At 60.8% G+C, this 17,040-nt stretch carries 16 protein-coding genes; 5 read left to right on the top strand and 11 right to left on the bottom strand.

Translation table 11 applies throughout. From position 1 onward, the window contains the following. Window positions 1–58: 58 nt before the first annotated feature. Entirely contained in the window at window positions 59–3,535 is a 3,477-nt protein-coding gene (mfd, locus tag HK26_RS04180) for a transcription-repair coupling factor (RefSeq protein WP_086638588.1), read from the bottom strand. A gap of 49 nt (window positions 3,536–3,584) precedes the next feature. Continuing rightward, window positions 3,585–3,914 (bottom strand): FAD assembly factor SdhE, encoded by a 330-nt coding sequence (locus HK26_RS04175; protein ID WP_086638587.1) that lies wholly within the window; start codon window positions 3,912–3,914, stop codon window positions 3,585–3,587. Window positions 3,915–3,982: 68 nt separating this feature from the next. Here HK26_RS04175 and recG point away from each other — a divergent pair, with 68 nt between their 5' ends. Beyond that, entirely contained in the window at window positions 3,983–6,130 is a 2,148-nt protein-coding gene (recG, locus tag HK26_RS04170) for an ATP-dependent DNA helicase RecG (RefSeq protein WP_086638736.1), read from the top strand. A gap of 27 nt (window positions 6,131–6,157) precedes the next feature. On the opposite strand, the gene HK26_RS04165 is transcribed toward recG, so the two are convergent. From HK26_RS04165 to HK26_RS04145, 5 genes are all read right to left on the bottom strand, one after another. Continuing rightward, the gene (locus HK26_RS04165; RefSeq protein WP_086638586.1) at window positions 6,158–6,763 is read right to left on the bottom strand and encodes a thiamine phosphate synthase; all 606 of its coding nucleotides are present in this window, start codon (window positions 6,761–6,763) and stop codon (window positions 6,158–6,160) included. Next, entirely contained in the window at window positions 6,760–7,536 is a 777-nt protein-coding gene (locus HK26_RS04160; protein ID WP_086638585.1) for a thiazole synthase, read from the bottom strand. The genes HK26_RS04165 and HK26_RS04160 overlap by 4 nt, the downstream gene beginning before the upstream one ends. Window positions 7,537–7,541: 5 nt before the next feature. Next, a complete protein-coding gene (gene thiS / locus HK26_RS04155; RefSeq protein ID WP_086638584.1) occupies window positions 7,542–7,739 on the bottom strand; it encodes a sulfur carrier protein ThiS in 198 nt (65 codons plus the stop codon). A gap of 6 nt (window positions 7,740–7,745) precedes the next feature. Continuing rightward, window positions 7,746–8,729 (bottom strand): FAD-dependent oxidoreductase, encoded by a 984-nt coding sequence (locus tag HK26_RS04150; protein WP_086638583.1) that lies wholly within the window; start codon window positions 8,727–8,729, stop codon window positions 7,746–7,748. 104 nt (window positions 8,730–8,833) lie between these two features. Next, window positions 8,834–9,310, bottom strand: a complete 477-nt coding sequence (locus tag HK26_RS04145; RefSeq protein WP_086638582.1) for a DUF3429 domain-containing protein — start codon at window positions 9,308–9,310, stop codon at window positions 8,834–8,836. A 183-nt stretch (window positions 9,311–9,493) separates the two neighbouring features. Between HK26_RS04145 and eno the strand changes: the two genes are divergently transcribed. Together eno and HK26_RS04135 are read left to right on the top strand one after the other, a co-directional pair. Continuing rightward, a complete protein-coding gene (gene eno, locus HK26_RS04140; RefSeq protein WP_086638581.1) occupies window positions 9,494–10,774 on the top strand; it encodes a phosphopyruvate hydratase in 1,281 nt (426 codons plus the stop codon). Between the two features lie 183 nt (window positions 10,775–10,957). Continuing rightward, complete coding sequence (locus tag HK26_RS04135; protein WP_086638580.1) at window positions 10,958–11,287, top strand: FtsB family cell division protein; 330 nt, start codon at window positions 10,958–10,960, stop codon at window positions 11,285–11,287. A gap of 109 nt (window positions 11,288–11,396) precedes the next feature. On the opposite strand, the gene rpmG is transcribed toward HK26_RS04135, so the two are convergent. Then, on the bottom strand, window positions 11,397–11,564 hold the full coding sequence (gene rpmG, locus HK26_RS04130; RefSeq protein WP_003623017.1) for a 50S ribosomal protein L33: 168 nt from the start codon (window positions 11,562–11,564) through the stop codon (window positions 11,397–11,399). A 69-nt stretch (window positions 11,565–11,633) separates the two neighbouring features. Here rpmG and HK26_RS04125 point away from each other — a divergent pair, with 69 nt between their 5' ends. After that, the gene (locus tag HK26_RS04125) at window positions 11,634–12,905 is read left to right on the top strand and encodes a molybdopterin molybdotransferase MoeA (RefSeq protein ID WP_086638579.1); all 1,272 of its coding nucleotides are present in this window, start codon (window positions 11,634–11,636) and stop codon (window positions 12,903–12,905) included. Window positions 12,906–12,990: 85 nt separating this feature from the next. Next, window positions 12,991–13,644 (top strand): transcriptional repressor LexA, encoded by a 654-nt coding sequence (gene lexA, locus HK26_RS04120; RefSeq protein ID WP_086638578.1) that lies wholly within the window; start codon window positions 12,991–12,993, stop codon window positions 13,642–13,644. A gap of 57 nt (window positions 13,645–13,701) precedes the next feature. On the opposite strand, the gene bioD is transcribed toward lexA, so the two are convergent. The 3 genes from bioD to HK26_RS04105 are packed head-to-tail and all read right to left on the bottom strand — an operon-like array spanning window position 13,702 to window position 17,008. Further along, window positions 13,702–15,120 (bottom strand): dethiobiotin synthase, encoded by a 1,419-nt coding sequence (gene bioD / locus HK26_RS04115; protein WP_086638577.1) that lies wholly within the window; start codon window positions 15,118–15,120, stop codon window positions 13,702–13,704. Then, window positions 15,117–15,803 carry an alpha/beta fold hydrolase gene (locus HK26_RS04110; RefSeq protein ID WP_374188213.1) on the bottom strand — a complete coding sequence of 229 codons (687 nt, stop codon included), beginning with the start codon at window positions 15,801–15,803 and terminating at the stop codon, window positions 15,117–15,119. The genes bioD and HK26_RS04110 overlap by 4 nt, the downstream gene beginning before the upstream one ends. Window positions 15,804–15,808: 5 nt before the next feature. Continuing rightward, window positions 15,809–17,008, bottom strand: a complete 1,200-nt coding sequence (locus HK26_RS04105; protein WP_086638575.1) for an aminotransferase class I/II-fold pyridoxal phosphate-dependent enzyme — start codon at window positions 17,006–17,008, stop codon at window positions 15,809–15,811. Between the last annotated feature and the right edge of the window lie 32 nt (window positions 17,009–17,040).

Below are 17,040 nucleotides of genomic sequence, written 5' to 3'. Positions count from 1 at the left end.
AACTCAAACATGCGCAGGGGTTTTTATATTTTAAAAACAGAGCCGTGCGGCCTGCTATTCAGGCCATTTCACGCGTGCACATGTTGGCAAGTTCCCGGAGCACCTTGCGGGCCAGATCTATGCGCTGCACGTTGGTCAACTCCCGCACAACGGCCATTTTGTGGTCCGGGCGCAGGCGTACCACGCCATCTTTCCAGCGTCCCATCCACTGCACCAGCCCTGCCGGGTTGGCAAAGCTGTTGTTGCGAAACTGGAGCACCATGCCTTTGGGGCCTGCCTCCACCCGCTCCACCCCAGCCTGACGGCAAAGTCTTTTAAGATCAACGATATTCAGCAGGTTTTTGACCTCATCCGGCACTGAGCCAAAGCGGTCAACCAGTTCCGCCTCCATAGCTTCAAGCTCAGCATCCGAGGCCAACGCGCTGATTCTACGGTAAAGACCCAGACGCACCGGCAGGTCCGGCACGTATGCATCGGGAATAAGGACTGGCAGACCCATAACAATATTGGGGGTCCAGCCCCGGTCATCCTCCGCATTCCGCCCTGTATCGGAGCGCAGGTCCGCCACGGCATCTTCCAGCATCTGCTGGTACAGTTCTATCCCCACCTCACGCACATGGCCGGATTGCTGGTCACCCAGCAGGTTGCCCGCACCACGCAGGTCAAGGTCGTGCGATGCCAGCGTAAAGCCCGCCCCCAGCGTATCCAGCGTCTGCATGATCTCCAGCCGTTTTTCAGCCGAAGGGGACAGTACGTGTGTCTGCGGCCATGTGAGATACGCGTAACCACGCTGTTTGCCACGCCCCACGCGACCACGCAGCTGGTAGAGCTGCCCCAGACCGAACATGTCGGCCCGGTGGATGATAAGCGTGTTGACCGCAGGCATGTCCAGCCCGCTTTCCACAATATTGGTGGAGAGCAGGATGTCATACTGACCATCGGAAAACTCGGTCATGACCCGCTCAAGCTCCGTGGGGGACAGCCGCCCATGTGCCTGCACCAGCCGGGCATCGGGTACAATCGAGGCCAGACGCTCGGCCATCTGGTCCAGGTCTTCAATGCGCGGAGCCACGCAGAAAATCTGCCCACCCCGGAAGCGCTCACGCTGGATAGCCTCGCGGATCACCACGCTGTCAAACGGCATGATGAACGTCCGCACGGCCAAGCGGTCCGTTGGTGGGGTTGCAATCAGGCTCATCTCCCGCACACCCGAGAGCGAAAGCTGGAGCGTACGGGGCAAGGGTGTGGCGGACAGGGTCAGCACATGCACATCCTCGCGCAGGGCTTTCAGCTTTTCCTTATGCGACACGCCAAAATGCTGTTCTTCATCAATAATCAGCAGTTCGAGTGATGCAAAACTGACTGTCTTGGCCAGCAGGGCATGGGTGCCGATCACCACATTCACGCTACCATCGGCCAGCCCCTTACGCACCTCAGTAGCATCCTTGCCGGTAACCATGCGCGAAAGCTGGGCCACTTTTATGGGAAAGCCCTCAAAACGGGCAGCAAACGTGCGGTAATGCTGGCGGGCCAGCAGCGTAGTGGGCACAACAACCGCCACCTGACCACCAGACATGGCCGCAACAAACGCGGCCCGCAGTGCCACCTCGGTTTTGCCAAAGCCCACATCACCACAGACCAGCCGGTCCATGGGTCTGCCCGAGGCCATATCCTCCAGCACGTCAACTATGGCGCGGGACTGGTCCTCCGTTTCCACAAAGGGGAAGCGGGCGCAGAATTCATCCCACAGGCCTTCGGGCGGCAGCAGCTCTGGTGCTTCCTTGAGTGCGCGCGCCGCTGCGGTACGAATGAGTTCACCCGCCATATTGCGGATGCGGCTCTTCATCTGGGATTTACGGTTCTGCCAGGCGACACCGCCCAGCCGGTCGAGCGACACACCAGCCTGATCCGAGCCAAAGCGGCTGAGCAGTTCTATGTTTTCTACTGGCAGGTAGAGTTTTTCCCCACCATCGTACAGCAGACGCAGGCAGTCATGCGGGGCCACACCAACGCTGACCGTCTCCAGCCCGTCATACCGACCAATACCGTAGTCCTGATGTACGATCAGGTCCCCGGCTGAGAGTTCGCTGGCCTCGGCAATCAGTTCGTCCGCCCGGCGGCGGCGGCGCGGCGGGCGGCCAATGCGCTCACCCAGCAGGTCCTGCTCGGAAACAAACGCCAGATCCTCCGCCACAAAGCCGCGCTCCAGCCCAAGGGTCAACAAACCCACAGGGCCAGCCTTGGCCTTGCGCGCCTGCTCCCATGTCTCGAACGTATCCGTCGCCACGCCGTGCTCGCGTAGCAGAACCCCAATACGCTCGCGCGAGCCCTTGCTCCATGCGGCTACAAAAGTCCGGCGCTTGACCTGCGCCCACTCACGCACCTGCTCACCGAGCAGGGAGAACACCTGCTCGCGCTGGGCTCCGGGCACGATCTTGGAAAACATTTTGCCCGGTCTGCCACCAACATCCACACCACCTGCGCCATCGGGCTGTGCGTAAGGGCTAAAGGCCACGGCAGGCAGGCGTGCAACAGCTGCCTCCCACCCCTTGAGGTCCATGTACAGCAGGTGCGGCGGCAGGGGGCGATATGGTGTTTCCCCCTCCCGGACCGGCATTTTGCGGGCCTGATAATGGTCGGCAATCATATCCAGCCGCGCCGCCAGCACCTCCTCGACCTGATAATCGAGCGAGAGAGAGGCGCCGGGCAGGTAATCGAACAGTGTTTCCAAATGATCATGGAACAGAGGCAGCCAGTGCTCGATACCGGGGTAGCGGCGACCATCGGAAATATGTTCGTACAACGGGTCGGAGGCCGCAGCAGGGCCAAATGCATCACGCCAGCCCGTGCGGAACAGGGAGATACTCGCACTATCGAGCGAAAACTCGGACACGGGGCAGAGCACCAGCCCATCGCGCTTATCGGTCGAGCGCTGGGTGCCGGGGTCAAACGCACGGATATTCTCCACCTCGTCCCCAAACAGGTCGAGGCGCACGGGCTCGGGCGCACCTGCGGGGTACAGGTCAAAAATACCCCCACGGGTGGCAAACTCCCCGGCCTCCATCACCGTATCGGTGCGGGTGTAACCATTGGCGATCAGCAGGTCGATCAGCAGGGACTGGTCAAGGCTTTCCCCCGTGCGAATGCTCAGGGATTGCCCCTCAAACGTCTTGCGCGGGGCCACGCGCTGGAGCGCGGCATTGACCGTGGTCAGCACAAGGCGCGGTTTACCGCCCGATGCTTCAAGCAGGCGGGTCAGGGTTGCCACCCGCTCGGCAACAATGGTGGGGTTGGGAGAAACCCGGTCGTATGGCAGGCAGTCCCATGCGGGAAAACGCAGTACCTCCACATCGGTCGCAACAAACGCCAGCATGTCCGTCAGCCGGGCCATGGACGCATCATTACGGGCTATGTGCAGCAAGGGCCCTGAGTGCTCACGCGCGCGCCGCGCAAGCAAAAGGGCGTCATACCCCTCCGGCACACCCCAAATGGTGGCGATCCGACGATCTGATACGGCGCCTGTGTCTGCTGTCATCTGCCCTGTTTCTCTTGTTTTGCCTGATTTTTTAGCATGCAAAAATGGTTTATTTTCCGCATTTTGCGCGGCATGCCTCAACCATGCGCCGCAGCATGGGGGTCGCTTTTTCCTCCGGCAGAGGCAGGCGGCCGAACAGCCAGTCCGTCAGGTCGGGGTCGGGCATTTCGAGTATGGCTTCCATATCCGCCAGTTCCGTGGCGCTCAGGCTGTCTGCCGTATCCTCTACAAAACCACCGATCAGAATATCGGTCTCAAACGTCCCACGATGATTGGCGCGGAATTTGAGCCGGCGGCGGCGGGCGGCAAGGGTATCTTCCGATCCGTCGGCGGCATGGGAAGAAAGTGTGTCGGAAGGCGTTGTAAAATTGTGTTGCATGGCGTTGCTGTCCTATACCGGTGCTGTTCCTGTCTGTCAGCCTGCAAACAGAGGCCTGTCTACCGTCCGTGTCCAGCCCCCCATCCTTCACATCCGCTTCGGTTCCGCAATGGGCAAATGCGCCTGCCCTTGCTGCCCTGCTGGCCCCGATGGACAGTCTGGGCTGCGTTAATGTGACACGCGCGCGCCTTTTGGCCAAAGTTGCCGGTGGGTCACGGGTCATCGACCTGTTGTTCTGCCTGCCAGAAAGTGTAACGGACCGGCGCCTGCGCCCCTCTCTTGCACAACTCAGGGCTGACACAATTGCAACAGTTTGCGGCACGGTGCTGGATGTACGCGCCCCCGCGCCACGCACCCGCCAGCCATGGCGGGCGACCCTCTCGGATGAAAGCGGGTTGCTGGAGATCGCCTTTTTTTCTCCATGGCAGGCCAAACAGGCCACCTGCGGGGCGCAGATTGCCGTTTCGGGCAAAATAGAACGGTTTGGGGACAAGCTATGCATGACCTCCCCCGACTACCTGCTCCCCGCACGCCAGATGGAGCGTATTCCATTGCTGGACCCGGTATGGCCCTTAACGGCTGGGCTGTTTGCCGGGCAGGTCCGCCAAGCCATGACCGCAGCGCTGGCCCTGCTGCCCCCCGACCTGCCCGAATGGCATGACCCTGCCCTGATTACACAAAAAGACTGGCCAGATTTTGCAACCGCACTCGCATGGATGCACAGGCCAGACAGCATCCCCGACAGCCACAGCGGGCAGGACTGGCAGGCTGCGCGCGCCCGTGCGCAGGCCCGGCTGGCCTGTGATGAACTTCTGGCCGACCAGCTCGCCATGCGCATAGCCCAGCAGGCCAGCCGCAAACGCCCCGGCCGCAGCCTGCAAGGCAACGGTTCCTTGCAAAAGCAGGCTCTGGCCGCCTTTGGTCACCCCCTTACGTCCGGGCAGGCCCATGTGCTGCGCCAGATTGAGGCAGACATGGCCGCCCCCCACCGTATGAGCAGGCTCCTGCAAGGGGATGTGGGAGCAGGTAAAACTCTTGTCGCCCTGCTGGCCATGCTCCGTGCGGCAGAAGCTGGTGCACAGGCGGCCATTATGGCCCCGACCGAAATTCTGGCCCGCCAGCATGCTGCAACATTTACCCGCCTCTCGCCCGTGCCAGTGGCCTTTTTGTGCAGCTCGGTCAAAGGCAAGGCCCGCAAGCAGGCACTTGCAGACATGGCGGATGGCACGGCACGGCTGGTGGTGGGGACCCACGCGCTGGTGCAGGAGAGCGTAAAATTTGCCGATCTGGGACTGGCGGTGGTGGATGAACAACACCGTTTTGGCGTGGACCAGAGGTTGGCACTAGTGGAAAAAGGCCACCGGGCAGACATGCTGGTCATGACGGCAACCCCCATCCCGCGCACCCTGCTCCTGACCCAGTTCGGGGATATGCAGGTCAGCCGACTGGAGGGCAAACCATCAGGACGCAAGCCCATCCGCACGTCCTTGCACAGCCTGAACACCATGGACGATATTCTCGACGGGATTGCCCGCGCCCTTGAGTCCGGGGCGCAGATATTCTGGGTCTGCCCCCTTGTCTCTGAGAGTGAGGCTCTCGACATTGCCGCAGCCGAGGCCCGACAGGCCGTGCTCATAGACCGGTTTGGTGATCTGGTGGGCCTTGCCCACGGACGGCAGGACACAAACGCGCGTGAGCAGGCCTTGCAGGACTTTGCCCAAGGCCGGACCCGTATTCTGGTCGCCACGACCGTGATCGAGGTTGGCGTGGACGTACCCAGCGCCACCATTATGGTCATTGAGCATGCCGAACGGTTTGGGCTGGCCCAGCTCCACCAGTTGCGTGGGCGCGTAGGCCGTGGCTCCAAGGCATCATTCTGCCTGATGCTCCATGACGCAGGACTAGGCCAGACAGCCCGCAGGCGGCTGGCCTGCCTGCGCGAGACCGAAGATGGTTTTTTAATTGCCGATGAGGACTTCCGCCTGCGCGGTGGGGGGGAAGCCACGGGACGCAGGCAGTCCGGCCTGCCCGAATACCGTATGGCGCCGGAAATTCTGGTTGATCTACTACTGGACACCGCCCATGCCGAAGCACAGCGTATTCTGCCAGATATGCAGACAAGCCCTGCGGGCACCTACCGCCTGCCCACCTCTGCCCGCGTGCTTTTAACCTTTTTTGGCAAGGCCGATGCCGCCCGCATTTTTAGTGGCGGCTAACAGAGCAGGCCCGCGACCCGTAGCAGATCAACCCCCGGTTGCCGCCTGCCATGCCCTGACCTGCCCTTCGGGGTCTGCATGCTGGGTAAAGGCGGATACGGCGGATACGCAATCTGCCCCGGCATTCAGGCACAAAGGTGCGCGCTGGAGTGTAATGCCACCAATGGCCACCAGAGGCATGTCCCCGATCCGCTGCTTCCAGTCCCGCAGTTTTTCCACGCCTTGCGGACCAAAGGCCATTTTTTTAAGCCGGGTTTCCCATATGGGTCCCAGCGCCACGTAATCGGGGTTAAAGCTCAGGGCGCGCTCCAGTTCCTCATGACAATGGGTGCTGATGCCAACGCGCAATCCGCCTTTGCGAATGGCAGACATATCCGCTGTATCCAGGTCTTCCTGCCCAAGGTGGATGTAGGACACGCCCTCTTCCAGCGCGAGTTGCCAGAAGTCATTGAGCACAAGGCAAACCCCATGCCGCGCCGCATAATCGCGCGCCTGACGCACCTGTGCACGCAACTCGGCTTCTGGCAGGTCCTTGACCCGGAGCTGGATAAAACGGGCCCCAGCCGCGCCTAGCCGGTCAACCCACAGAGCACTATCCACAACCGGATAGAATTTTTGCGGTAATGCGCTCATCCCAAAAATGCCTTTCCCGCAACGGGGGTGGAAGGGGCTGCCATATCCCGCGCCTCCATCGGGTCTGCCTGCCGTGCGAGCGTGCCGGCCTGCACCGCCAGCCCAAAAGCCCGCGCCATGGCAACCGGGTCGCCCGCCTTGGCCACGGCGGTATTGATCAGCACCGCATCATACCCCAATTCCAGCGCCTGTGCTGCGTGGGAGGGCACACCAATGCCCGCATCCACCACCAACGGCACGGACGGAAAATGCGCGCGCATGGCCCGCAGGCCAAACAGGTTGTTCAGCCCCTTGCCCGACCCTATGGGAGCACCCCAAGGCATAAGCACCTCACACCCGGCGGCAAGCAGGCGCTCGGCCACTACCAGATCCTCCGTTGTGTAAGGGAACACCTTGAACCCTTCCTCCGTCAGAATCCGCGCAGCCTCGACCAGCCCGAACACATCGGGCTGGAGCGTATCCAGCTCGCCAATCACTTCCAGTTTGATCCAGTCTGTCCCAAAGACCTCACGCGCCATGTGGGCTGTTGTTACAGCCTCCCTGACTGTGTGGCAGCCTGCCGTGTTGGGCAGAACCGGCACACCAAGCTCCTGCACAAGTGACCAGAACGCCTGCCCTGCCCGCTCCCCCGCAGATTCGCGGCGGAGCGAGACGGTCAGCACGCCCGGCTGTGCGGCCAGAACCGCATCGCGCAGAATTTCGGGGGATGGGTACTGCGCCGTACCCAGCATAAGAGCGGAGGAGAGTTCCTGCCCGTAAAACAATGCCGCCATATCCCTTATCCCCCCTGCATAGGGGCAACAATTTCCACCCGTGCACCGGCTGCCAGCGTGGCCCGCAACCGTTCGGTCTTAGGTACAAAATGCCCGTCAAGCGCGGTGGCAATGCGCGCACCGCCGTACCCCAGCTCATCAATCAACCCGGCAAGGGTCGTGGCGGACACCTCCTGTGTCTCATCATTGACGGTTATTTTCATCGGGCATCACTCCTTGGGCTTTGATGGCCCGAAAACAAGGTCTGCGGCCTCCCTTGCCCGTGCGGGAGAGAGCAAAAAACCGTGGCGGTACATGCCATTAACATACACATGCCGCCCCTGCTGCACCACACGGGGCATATTATCCGGGTAGGAGGGGCGCAGACCTGTCCCCATTTCCAGAATTTCAGCCTCGGCAAAGCCGGGGTGCAGGGTCCATGCGGAATTCAGAAGCTCCATCATGGAGCGCACGGTCATGCCGCCTGCATTCTCGCTTTCCACCATGGTGGCGCCAACCATGAACACATGGTTATCACGCGGGACAATGTAAACCGGAATGCGCGGATGCAACATGCGCACAGGCCGGTGCAGAATAACGTCCTCGCAGCGTAGCAGCAGCATTTCGCCCCGCACACCGCGCAGGTGGTCAAGCTGGTCACGCACGTTCAGCCCCGTGCAGTCCACCACCCAGTCAAATGCCGCCTCATCCTGGGCCTGCGCTGGGGCCACAACCACCTGCCCCCCAAAGCGCGCCAGAGACTCTGCCAGAGCGGGCAGTGCCTTGCGCGGGTCTACATGCCCTTCATCCGCAAAAAACAGACCTTTTTGAAACCGCCCCGCAAGGTCTGGCTCCAAGCGCGCAATATCAGCCTCTCCCACGTTCTGAAAATGAGAGGTACGCCGCCCAAAGCGCGCCAGTTCCCCCACGTCACGCGCGGGGGCCAGCACCAGACTGCCCTCACGCACAACGCCGGGCACGTGGCTTGCCCACCAATCCACCGAATCGACCGACTGGGCCGTGACTTCCGCCGGGGCAGACTCCGCCTCGCACCAAGGGGCCAGCATGCCGCCCGCCATCCACGATGCCCCGGCCCCTACCCTGTCCGCACAGTCATACAGGGTCACAACCCCGCCACGCTCTGCAAGCGTTACGGCGGCGGTCAACCCTGCCACACCTGCCCCTTTAACCAGAATGTGGGGTTTGCCGTTCATGAGTCCTGCTTTCCACTTCCTCACGGGTATGCGCGTCTTGCGCGCCCCTGCGTGTTATAACATCCCCGGCACACTCTTTACCGCACCGGCTCCTTGTCTGCCATTCACAAAAAACGAACCAGCAGCACCATAAGCAGACAACATTCTGTAATCGCAGTCACAATCCAGCGCACCCCCATATAACCCGGAGGCACCCATCCGCGCCGCCACGCCGCCCGCTCCCCCAATGCGACCAGAGGGAACGCAACAGCCAGCACCGCAACCCCGCCAAGGGGGTGCCATATCTGCCCCACGCAGGCCGCAACCCAACCCGCCAGCGCAGGGATAACCCCAAGGATAAGGCGCAACTGGTCGGTGCGGGCGGCAGATGCCACAATAATGGTGCGCTCGGGCTCCAGCGCCTGCCCCCAATGAACCGCCCCAATAAAAGCAAGGCAGATTGCCCCGTACAGCACATCGACCATAAGCAGGTTGGGCACCGGCACGCGGGAATCGTAGAACACAATGGCGCATGTGCATAAAACATAGGGCAGAACCCCCGCCAGCATCAGCACCACACCCAGAAATGGAAGCTTCTTCATAGGGGAACAGACACCCTTTTCTCTGTATTTTCTTACACGCAGTGTTGACAGAAAAGCCCAAGACGCTGCCACTAGCAACCGCATGGGAAAAAGGCCCCATGCGAGTTTCGTCACAGACCAAGAATAAGAAACGACGGCACAGGCCCCAGCCCGTGCCCACGGACAAGCAGGAACAAACACACCATGAGCGCCATTGTTGACATCATCGCCCGCGAAATTCTGGACAGTCGTGGTAACCCCACCGTGGAAGTGGACGTGGAACTGGCATCTGGCGCCAAAGGTCGCGCGGCTGTTCCCTCCGGTGCTTCAACCGGTGCGCATGAAGCTGTAGAACTGCGGGATGGAGACGCCCGGCGTTATGGCGGCAAAGGTGTTCTCAAAGCCGTTGAAAACATTGAGAACGAAATCCTGCCCACGCTGCAAGGTGCAGAATCGTCCGACCAGATCGACATTGACAACGCCATGATCGATCTGGATGGCACACCCAATAAAAGCCGCATGGGGGCCAATGCCATTCTGGGGGTCTCGCTCGCCGTGGCCAAGGCAACGGCTGTTGAGCTGGAAGTCCCCCTGTACCGCTATATTGGCGGCGCATTCGCCCATATTCTGCCTGTTCCGATGATGAACATTGTCAACGGTGGCCAGCACGCGGACAACCCGATTGATATTCAGGAATTCATGATCCAGCCGGTGGGTGCGCCTACCGTTGCGGACGGCATTCGCTGGGGTTCGGAAATTTTTGCCCAGCTTAAAAAAGCCCTGAGTGCTGCGGGCCTGAACACCAATGTGGGGGATGAAGGCGGCTTTGCCCCTGCCCTTAAATCTGCCGATGAAGCACTGGGCTTTATCACCCGCGCAGTAGAAGCCGCAGGCTACCGCCCGGGGCTGGACGTCACTTACGCGCTGGACTGTGCGAGCACGGAGTTCTTCAAGAACGGTCAGTACGTCATGGAAGGGGAAGGCAAGAGCCTGGATTCCGCTGGCATGGCTGCCTACCTGGAAGATCTGGTCAACCGTTATCCGATTGTCTCCATTGAAGATGGGATGGCCGAAGATGACTGGGAAGGCTGGGCCCTGCTGACCCAGATTCTGGGCAAAAAAGTGCAGCTCGTTGGCGACGACCTGTTTGTGACCAACCCCGAACGCCTTAACCGCGGGATCAAGGCTGGCATTGCCAACTCCCTGCTGGTCAAGGTCAACCAGATTGGCACGCTGACCGAAACACTTCAGGCCGTGGAAATGGCCCACCGTGCCGGTTACACGGCCGTGATGAGCCACCGCTCGGGCGAGACGGAAGATTCCACCATTGCCGATCTGGCCGTGGCAACCAACTGCGGGCAGATCAAAACCGGCTCGCTCTCCCGCTCTGACCGGACAGCCAAATACAACCAGTTGATCCGCATTGAGCAAGAGCTGGTGACCGCGGCCCAGTATGCCGGGCGCACGATACTTAAAAACAGCTAAAAACCGCAGTCAGGGGGGCATTGCCCACCTGTTTGCAAAGTTAAGCATGGCCGGTCCCTAAATGCAGGGGACCGGCTTTTTTTGTATGCAACGCACTTTCCCACACAGGGCAATATGGGTTAGACATTACTCTGTATTCATGTCTCTTGGTAACCACGGACTCTGGCAAGGAGCTGACCAAAAGTGCAGATTGGCCGTTTCTTTCGTCGCGTGGTGCGGGCTGTGGTGCCCCCCTTGGCATTTTTGAGCATTTCCGGTTATTTTGGCTGGAACGCCACACAGGGCGACCATGGCATGCAGGCCTACCAGCAGCAGCTTGGGCTGCTTGAGCAGGCAAAGCAGGCACGGACCGACGCACTGGCCGAGCAGAATGCATGGAAGCGCCGCGTAAACGGCCTGCGCGAGAATACGCTGGATACGGACATTCTGGACGAACGCGCCCGCGCCATGCTGAACATGGCCAACCGCAACGACGTGGTTATTCCCTACGACCGGCGCGACCCTCTTTTTTAAGGCTTTGCCCCATGCGTTTTGCGCATGGCACACTTCCCATACTGGCCATCAGGCATAAAAAAACGGCGCCCGAAAGCGCCGTTTTTTTATTTTACCGATGCCGCCAGAATTACTTAATTTTGGCTTCACGGAATACGACGTGCTTGCGTGCAACCGGGTCGTACTTCTTCAGTTCCATTTTACCCGTGTGGGCGCGGGCATTTTTCTTGGTCACATAGAAGTAACCCGTGTCAGCCGTCGAGACGAGACGGATCTTGATGACGTTGGTCTTGGCCATGACTTCCTCAGCAGAACATATTTACAGAGCCGGTCCATACGGCTCCGGCGGTGTTCAAGTGCCGGCAAAATGCGCATACAAAGGCAAAAGGTCAAGCTTTCTTACATCAATATGGCGCCACGAACGCCAAAAGGAGACGAATTCATGCTGGATGTGGCAACCGCACGGGCCAGAATTCTGGAAAACCTGCCCTCCTGCGGGCAGGAAACCGTAGCCCTGACCGCAGCATGCGGCCGCATTCTGGCACAGGACGTGCAGGCCCGCAGGGCGAACCCGCCGGTTCATGTTTCTGCCATGGATGGTTATGCCGTAAGGGCAGCAGATGCCCAACAGGGCGCAATATTGCGGGTTATAGACGAGGCTCCTGCGGGCAGGCCCTCCAGCCGCACTGTGGGTGCGGGCGAATGTATCCGCCTTTTTACTGGCAGTCAGGTACCAAACGGGGCGGATTGCATTGTCATACAGGAGAACACAGAGCGGGCGGGCGCGCAGGTTACCCTGACCCGCACCGCCAGCGTGGGGCAGAACATCCGCACACAGGGGCAGGACTTTGCCCAAGGGGATGTGCTGCTCCGGGCTGGCAGCAGACTCGGCGCAAGGGACATCGGGCTGGCAGCCGCAGGCGGGCTGGTCTGGCTCCCTGTCGTCCGTCGCCCACGGGTGGGTATTTTAGCCACAGGGGATGAAATTCTGCTCCCGGGGGATACGGCACCGCCGGACGGCATTTTTAATTCCGCCTCCTTCATGCTCGCAGCCCTGCTGGGGCAGGAAGGCGCAGAGGCCCATATCCTGCCTGTTGCACGCGACAACGCGGCATCCCTGTCGGCTGCATTTGCCCATATCCGTGATCTGGACATGCTTGTCACCATTGGTGGGGCCAGTGTCGGCACCTACGACCTGGTCCGCCCGACATTGGAAAAGGCGGGGCTTATCCAGAATTTCTGGAAAATAGCCATGCGTCCGGGCAAGCCACTCATGTCCGGCACACTCAACGGCATGCCCGTGCTCGGCCTGCCGGGCAATCCGGTTGCGGCACTGGTCTGCGGCATGGTGTTTGTGCTCCCTGCCCTGCATAAACTCATGGGCCGCCCGGTAGCAGACACCCTGCAAACACAGCCCGCACTTTTGGGTGCGGATGTGGAGGAGAATGACGAGCGGCAGGACTTCCTGCGCGCCACGCTCCATACCGATGACGAAGGACACCTGTTTGCGACACCTTTTGGGCTACAGGGGTCGGGACAGTTGAACAGTCTGGCCCACAGTCAGGCGCTAATCGTGCGCGCCCCCCATGCCAGTGCCCAAAAAGCGGGCACACCTTGCCGTATCCTCCTCCTGCCCTGAATTTTATATTGACAAAAACAAGAACTTACATAGAACAAATCGTGAGTTTTATCTTCCATTCCGAACAGACAGGCCGAGGTGCGACATGCTGACCAGAAAACAGCACAAGCTTCTTCTTTTCATTGATTCGCACCTCAAGCAGACCGGCTTTTCCCCCTCTTTTGATGAAATGCGTGAGGCCATGGGCCTGCGCTCCAAGTCGGGCATCCACCGCCTGATCTCGGGGCTGGAGGAACGGGGCTTTCTGCGCCGCCACCACCACCGCGCCCGTGCGCTGGAGGTGATCCAGCTCCCCGAAATGGAAGAGGAACTCCCCACCAACGTCATTCGTGGCAGCTTTGCACGGCAAAAGCAGGACACGACCAGAATTCCGCTATACGGCCGCATAGCCGCTGGCCTGCCGATTGAGGCAATGGCGGATACGTCCAGCTCCCTTTCCATCCCGGCTGACATGCTGGGAAGCGGAGATTACTACGCGCTGGAAGTTGCTGGCGATTCCATGATCGAAGCCGGAATTCTGGACGGAGATCAGGTGATTATAAAAAGAACCGATCAGGCGGAAAACGGGCAGATTGTTGTCGCTCTGATTGACGGGCAGGAAGTCACGCTCAAACGCCTGCGCCGCAAAGGCAACATGATCGCACTTGAACCTGCAAACACTCGGTACGAAACACGGATTGTCCCTGCCGAACGCCTGCAAATTCAGGGACATCTGGCAGGCCTGATCCGCCATTACTAAAAGCATGGGCCAGTTGTGCGCCTGCTTTTTGCGCAGGCACACCACCTGCCCTGTTTTTTATCGCGTTTCGCACCCAGTGCCCTGAGCGCATACCTCGGCCCATGAGGGAAAAAGAGCCGCCTGCTCCGCTACCGTAGCAGGTGTGATCTGGGGCAGGTGTTCCACTTCAGCCAGAATCCGCACCGCACCTTTTTGCGCAATGGTCTGGCTGTTGGCCGGATTACGCGGGCCATTGAGCACAACCCCGGCAACCGCCACACCCCGGCTACGTAAAGCCTGCAAACTCAGCAATGTGTGGTTGAGTGTGCCAAGCCCGCTGCGGGCCACCAGCACCACGGGCAGACCCCAGAGTGCTGCCAAATCCAGCATCATCAATCTGTCGGTTGCCGGGACCATCAGCCCGCCAGCCCCTTCCACCACCAGCACCCGGCCTGCCTCTGTTTGGGGCAGGGCAAGGTGCGCGGGGTCAATAACCACCCCTTCCGCCAATGCGGCCGCCTGCGGCGAAAGTGACGCCTGAAATGCCCCCGCAGGTGGGTAGCACTCTGCCTGTGACACCAGATCGGTCACAGTTGTGGTATCCCCGGCCTCATCCGCCAGTCCGCTTTGCAGGGGCTTCCAGTATGCCGCCTGCCACCGCTGGACCAGACAGGTCGAAACCAGTGTTTTGCCTACTCCCGTATCCGTGCCGGTCACAAACACACCCGCCACGGCAGGTTTGCGAAAACAGCCATAAACCAGTTCCCACGTAACAGCACCTCCGCCCTGCTCCAGACGGCGGGCCACACGCTGGAGCGCCCCTGCCCCCATAGGCTGGCTACCCGGCTGAGGGACCGAAGCTCCCGTGGCTTTGAGGTGGCGTACAAATGCCAGACCGGAGTCAAAAACCTGTACGCAGCGTTCCGCCTCCCACACGCCGGAAAAGAGCCATGGTACCCACTGCTGTATGCTTGCAGCTTCGGGGTAGCATGGGGTTGCGGGCTGCACGCCCTCCTGCGCGCAGGCGGCTTTCCACTCAGCAAAAGTCCCATCCAGCAGGGCCGAAACAGCCAGCACGCCGCCGGGAGCCAAAAGCCCGCCAAGGCGCTCCAGCACGGCTGCGGGCTGCTCCAGCCACTGCATGATCAGATTGCCGCAGACCACATCAAACGGCCCTTCAACAGTAGGACTGGCCGCATCCATCCATGCAAACACTGTGTTGGGCGTACCGTTCTTTTTGGCGCGCTCAAGCATATGCGGCGCAAAATCGGTCGCAACAATCTGCGCGTCAGGCCAGCGCCGGGCCAGTTGCTCGGTCAGCAGACCCGTGCCACACCCGATCTCCAGAATCCGCTTGGGGGAGTGACCGTTCAGGCTACTGGCAAGCCGGGTCACAAGCTGGCGGGCCGCAAGGCGCTGTACGGTTGCTGCACCATCGTACCCCGAGGCTCGGTCAAAGCTGTGGCGTATGCGCTCTTTGTGCGGCTTTTGAGTCATGTCGCATCCTGTTCCATTGTCTTACGTGCCGATTGCAAGAACGCCGCACAGGCCTGCACATGGGTTTGTGGCAGAAGATGCCCCCCTGCTACCCAGTGAATGTCCTCACCTTGCGCAAAACTGTCCTCCGTCATGGCGGTGGAAACAACGGGGTCCTGCCGAGCTGCCAGCACGCAGCAGGGTTCCGCCGCATGGGCCAGCCTGCTCCGGACATCGCCCGTGAGCAGCAGGTCAAGCCCGATACGCAGGTTGGGGACATTAGGCCCGCACCGGGTAGTCTCTTCTGCACCACAGAGACCACGAAAATCGGCCAGAACCTTTTCTGGCGCATTGGCAAGCCCTTTGAGCATGCGCTGCAAAACACGCACCGGCACACCACTGGCAAACGTCTCACGCGCAGCAAAGGCCGCAAAAGCGTTAATCCCCACCAACCGGTTTGCACAAGAAAGGTCCATATGCTGCGCCAGCCATAAAAAACCCAGCGAGTGCCCTACCCCCAGAAGAGCCGCGCCCTGCGCCTGCGCAGCCTGCATCTGCTGTGCGGCAAGTGCGCAAGACGCGGGACGGGCCTGCCCCACAAACCCCAGATCCAGCGTCAACGCATCATCCCACCCCAACTCAGCCTGCACCGGCGCCCAGAAATCCGGACCAAACCCCCAGCCATGCACAAAAACGGGCTGCACGGGCCTCATCCCTTCATCTCCGCGGCACACGCACCCACGCCCTCAATAATGGCCGCTGCCAGCCCTTCCATCTGCGCTTCAGTATGGTGCGCATGGAACACCACCCGCAGGCGGCACCCACCGGGAGGCACCGTTGGCGGACGAATGGCAACAGCCAGAAAGCCCGCCTGCTCCACAAGCCGCGCCAACGCCAGTGCCGTATGCTCGGCCCCGACCACCACAGGTACAATCTGGGTGGCAGACAGCCCCACATCCAGCCCGGCACACGCCATGCGCTGCCTGAACGCGCTGGCAAGGCCTGCCACATGCGCGCGCTGGTCGGCCATGCCGGGTAACAGGTCCAGTGCGGCGTCCACCGCCCCCAACACCATGGGTGATGGTGCGGTAGAATAGATAAAGCCCGATGCCGTATTATCCAGCCAGCGGCACACCGCTTCGGACGCAGCCACAAAAGCGCCCATCCCCCCCAGCGCTTTGCTGAAGGTGGCAACCACAAGGTCCGCCTGCCCGTTGACCAGCCCCTTGCCCTGCGTACCCAGAATGCCTGTGGCGTGTGCCTCGTCCACACACAAAAACGCATTGTGCCGCAAGGTTATGGCGCGCAGTTGCTCTATGTCCGCCCGGTCACCATCCATACTGAACACGCTCTCGGTCAGCACGATTTTAAGGCCGTCGCCACTCTCCTGCCCCAACAGCGTATCCAAGTGTGCCAGATCATTATGGCGGAAGCGCTTTGGCCGCACGCCTGCCGCAGCACACCCATGGTAGAGGCTGGCATGGATGAACCTGTCCGCCACAATAATGGCTGGAGCCCCCGTAACCTGAGCAGAAAGCCGGGCAAGGGCTGGTACAACAGAGGCATTGGCCTGCCAGCCGGATGAAAAAATGCGGGCGGCCTCCATCCCTTTCAGGCTCGCCAGCCGCTGCTCCAGCGCCATGGTCTGGGGCGGCGTGCCTGTGACCAGCCGCGAGGCCCCACTTCCGCTGCCTTCTGCCTGCGCCCATGCCATACCCCGCGCACTCAGCAGGGGGTTGGTACGTAGCCCCAAATAATCATTGGACGAAAAATCGACCAGAACTGCCCCCGTATCGGGATGTTGCAACAGCCCCGGCCCTGCCGCATGCCACTGTTTGCATGCGCGCATGCGCCCCTGTGCTGCAAAACCAGCCAGTCCCTGCTGGAAAAGATTATCAAACCGCGTCATGACATCTGTGGTGCCGGAGCCTGCTCTCCGGG

This window comes from Acetobacter okinawensis, from assembly GCF_002153655.1.
Lineage (GTDB): Bacteria > Pseudomonadota > Alphaproteobacteria > Acetobacterales > Acetobacteraceae > Acetobacter > Acetobacter okinawensis_A.
Note: the sequence above shows the minus strand (reverse complement) of the source record. Positions and strands in the feature narration are given on the sequence as shown.